Origin of the sequence: Burkholderia sp. Ac-20384, from assembly GCF_017104605.1 — a bacterium.
GTDB classification, from domain to species: domain Bacteria; phylum Pseudomonadota; class Gammaproteobacteria; order Burkholderiales; family Burkholderiaceae; genus Burkholderia; species Burkholderia lata.
On record NZ_JAAGPE010000552.1, the window covers coordinates 1 to 2,557 of the forward strand.

Annotated in this window: 3 protein-coding genes; 1 reads left to right on the forward strand and 2 read right to left on the reverse strand. The window is 64.9% G+C overall.

Annotation, left to right across the window (positions count from 1 at the left end; genetic code table 11):
- The coding region (locus G3O00_RS41545; RefSeq protein WP_206146476.1) for a hypothetical protein at positions 1–377 on the forward strand (377 nt) is incomplete at its 5' end.
- A 198-nt stretch (positions 378–575) separates the two neighbouring features.
- On the opposite strand, the gene G3O00_RS41550 is transcribed toward G3O00_RS41545, so the two are convergent.
- Both G3O00_RS41550 and G3O00_RS41555 read right to left on the reverse strand, forming a co-directional pair.
- Complete coding sequence (locus tag G3O00_RS41550) at positions 576–1,442, reverse strand: MOSC N-terminal beta barrel domain-containing protein (protein WP_206146477.1); 867 nt, start codon at positions 1,440–1,442, stop codon at positions 576–578.
- Between the two features lie 88 nt (positions 1,443–1,530).
- Positions 1,531–2,484 (reverse strand): ABC transporter substrate-binding protein, encoded by a 954-nt coding sequence (locus G3O00_RS41555; protein WP_206146478.1) that lies wholly within the window; start codon positions 2,482–2,484, stop codon positions 1,531–1,533.
- Positions 2,485–2,557 lie beyond the last annotated feature (73 nt).

Here is a 2,557-nt window from a genome sequence, read left to right on the forward strand (position 1 = left end):
TCAGGCCAGCCTCGGCTTCCTTCAAGATGCTGATGATTTGCTCTTCGGTGAATCGCTTTTTCATTGCCGTTCCTCTCTGGAACGGACTCTACACCGTCACCGTACTAAACGCGGGGAGCAGGTCAGGACTGCTTTTTGCGATCGTAAGCGGTAGTGGAAATGTTCAGGCGACGCGCTATAGCTATCGAATCAAAGGTGGGAAATTGGCGGTGGTTGGCGCGACAACCTTTACGCCTGTCGATGACGCATATGACATTTCTTTTATGACCTGTGCGTCTGATTTTCGGTGCAGAGAGGTCGGAGGGTTAAAGGATATTCCGGCAAAGCAAGCGCAGAAGTGTATGGGAGGAATCGACGATTGTAATTATCGTAATTAGAAATCGAGAGCGGGATCAGGTTCACTTCCGGCGAGTTGGTCGAGGAGAGAGGCGGGCGTCAACGAAATCTTAGGTGTCGCAGCGACAATGTTCTCGGGTTTACTTGAATAGCAGCGACTCCTCAGAGGCGTAAGGAATCGTCGCCCGGCGTCGATCGCCCGGGCATTCGACCATTTCGTCTACACGTGAACGCCGCGCTCAATCTCCGAACCCGATCTCCGCTTCCAGCGACTGACCAACCTCGAGCCACGTGCCCGCGCCTTCGACAACGATCGCATTGATGCCGAACGTCAGCTCGCCGTCGAAATTCGGGTTCGCGCGATAGGTCTGCATCGTGTCGGTCGGCTCGTGCGGCCACGCTGGATCGGGCGCGCCGGTGACCTGGTCGATCGTCGGCATCGGGCAGCGCGTGCACAGCTTCACGAGGCGCAGCCGCACGGGCGTCGCGCCTTCCGTGTCGAGATGTTCGACGAAATCCTCTTCGTACGCGTCGAGATCGGACACCACGATATTCGGGCGGAAGCGGTTCATCGGAATAGCCGGCGCGCCTTTTGCGGCGAGCCGTGCGTTCAGGTCGTCGAGCGACGACTGGCCGATCACGAGCAGCGGGTAACCGTCCGCGAACTGCGTGTGCGTATCGATCTCGCCGGTCCATTTGCGATTGCAGCCGCGGCGCGCGTCGGACCTGAAGCGCGCGAGCTTCGTGGGCATGCCGAGGAATTCGGTGAGCCATGCGGCCGTTTCGGCGCCCGTGTCGATCGCGTCGACGGTGTCGCGCCACACGGTCGCGGCCATTGTCGGCGTCGCGGGCGATACGTCGCCATCGAGCGGCGTGCGGATCTCGCGCATGCCCGGCGCATTCAGCACGAGCGCATCGCTGTCGAGCGCGGTGCGGATCAGCGCGAGGCGCGGGTGCGAGCGCTGCGTGATCATCTGCCCGGCGGGGTCGGTGATCAGCCAGTGGCGGTCGTACGCGAGGCCCGTTTCGAGCAGTTGCGCGCGCGACAGCGTGATGCCGGCGCAGGATTTGATCGGATAGACGAAGAGTTCGGCGATGGCTGGCATGACGCTGGCTGAAGGCGGATGGCGAGACTGCGATTGTGCCAGATCGTGCCGAAGCCGTTTGGGCGGCTGTACACCGTCGCGCGGCCGCTCATGCGAGCGGGAAGCCGGAGTCGAACGTCGCGCGCACGTCGAGCGGCTGGCGCAGCAGTCCAGCCTTCAGGTAGAAGTCGGCCGTGCGCTGTTGTTCGGCGATGACCGTCGCGTCGATCGGTAGCCAGCGCGTGTTGCGGCGCTCGAACTGCAGTTTCGCGGCCGCCGGCGGAATGCCGATGATGCGCGCGAGTGCGGCGGAATACGCATCGGCATGCCGGTACGACCACGTCTGCGCGCGCACGACGCGCCTCAGGAAATCGTGCAGCGCGTCGCGCTTCGACGCGATCGCCGCGTCGGTCGCCGCAATGTAGCTGAGGCCCGACCACAGTCCGCGGCCATTGACGAGCACGCGCGCGCGGCCGCTCGTTTCGGCGAGCGCGGTATAGGGTTCCCAGGTCGCCCAGGCATCGATCGAACCGGTTGCGAGCGCAAGCATCGTGTCGGCCGGCGGCAGGAAGCGGAACGAGACGGCGTCGGGCGGCAGCCCGGCCGCGTCGAGCGCCTTCAGCGTGACGAAATGGCCGATCGAGCCGCGCGTGGTGCCGATGCGCTTGCCCTTCAGGTCGGCGGCGCGCTTCAGCGCCGCATCAGGCTGCACGAGCACGGCCGTGCCGTACGGGTCTGAACGGTTCGCGCCGATCACCTTGATGCGTGCGCCCGAAGCGAGCGCGAAGATCACCGGCGCGTCGCCGATCGGGCCACAGTCGACGGCGGCCGCGTTCAGCGCTTCGGCAAGCGGCGCGGCAGCCGGGAACTCGGTCCACGCAATGTCGTACGCCAGGCCGTTCAGTTCGCCGGCCGCTTCGAGCAGCGCGCGCAGCCCGCCTTTCTGGTCGCCGGCGCGCAGCAGCGGCCGTGTGCCCGATTGTGCGCGCAGGGCAGCCGGGGCCGCGGCGATCGTGGCGAGGGCGCTCGCTCGCGCGAGGAAATGGCGTCGGGTCGAATTCATCGTGAAGCTCGGTCGGAAGAGAAGTTCAGGGATTCAATCAATGCGGGAGCCCGGCCTGCACATCGCGCACAGG

Excerpts from the sequence above, each read along its gene's own strand:
- G3O00_RS41550 (WP_206146477.1), bottom strand. The coding sequence starts at position 1,442 with ATGCCAGCCATCGCCGAACTCTTCGTCTATCCGATCAAATCCTGCGCC.
- G3O00_RS41555 (WP_206146478.1), bottom strand. The coding sequence starts at position 2,484 with ATGAATTCGACCCGACGCCATTTCCTCGCGCGAGCGAGCGCCCTCGCC.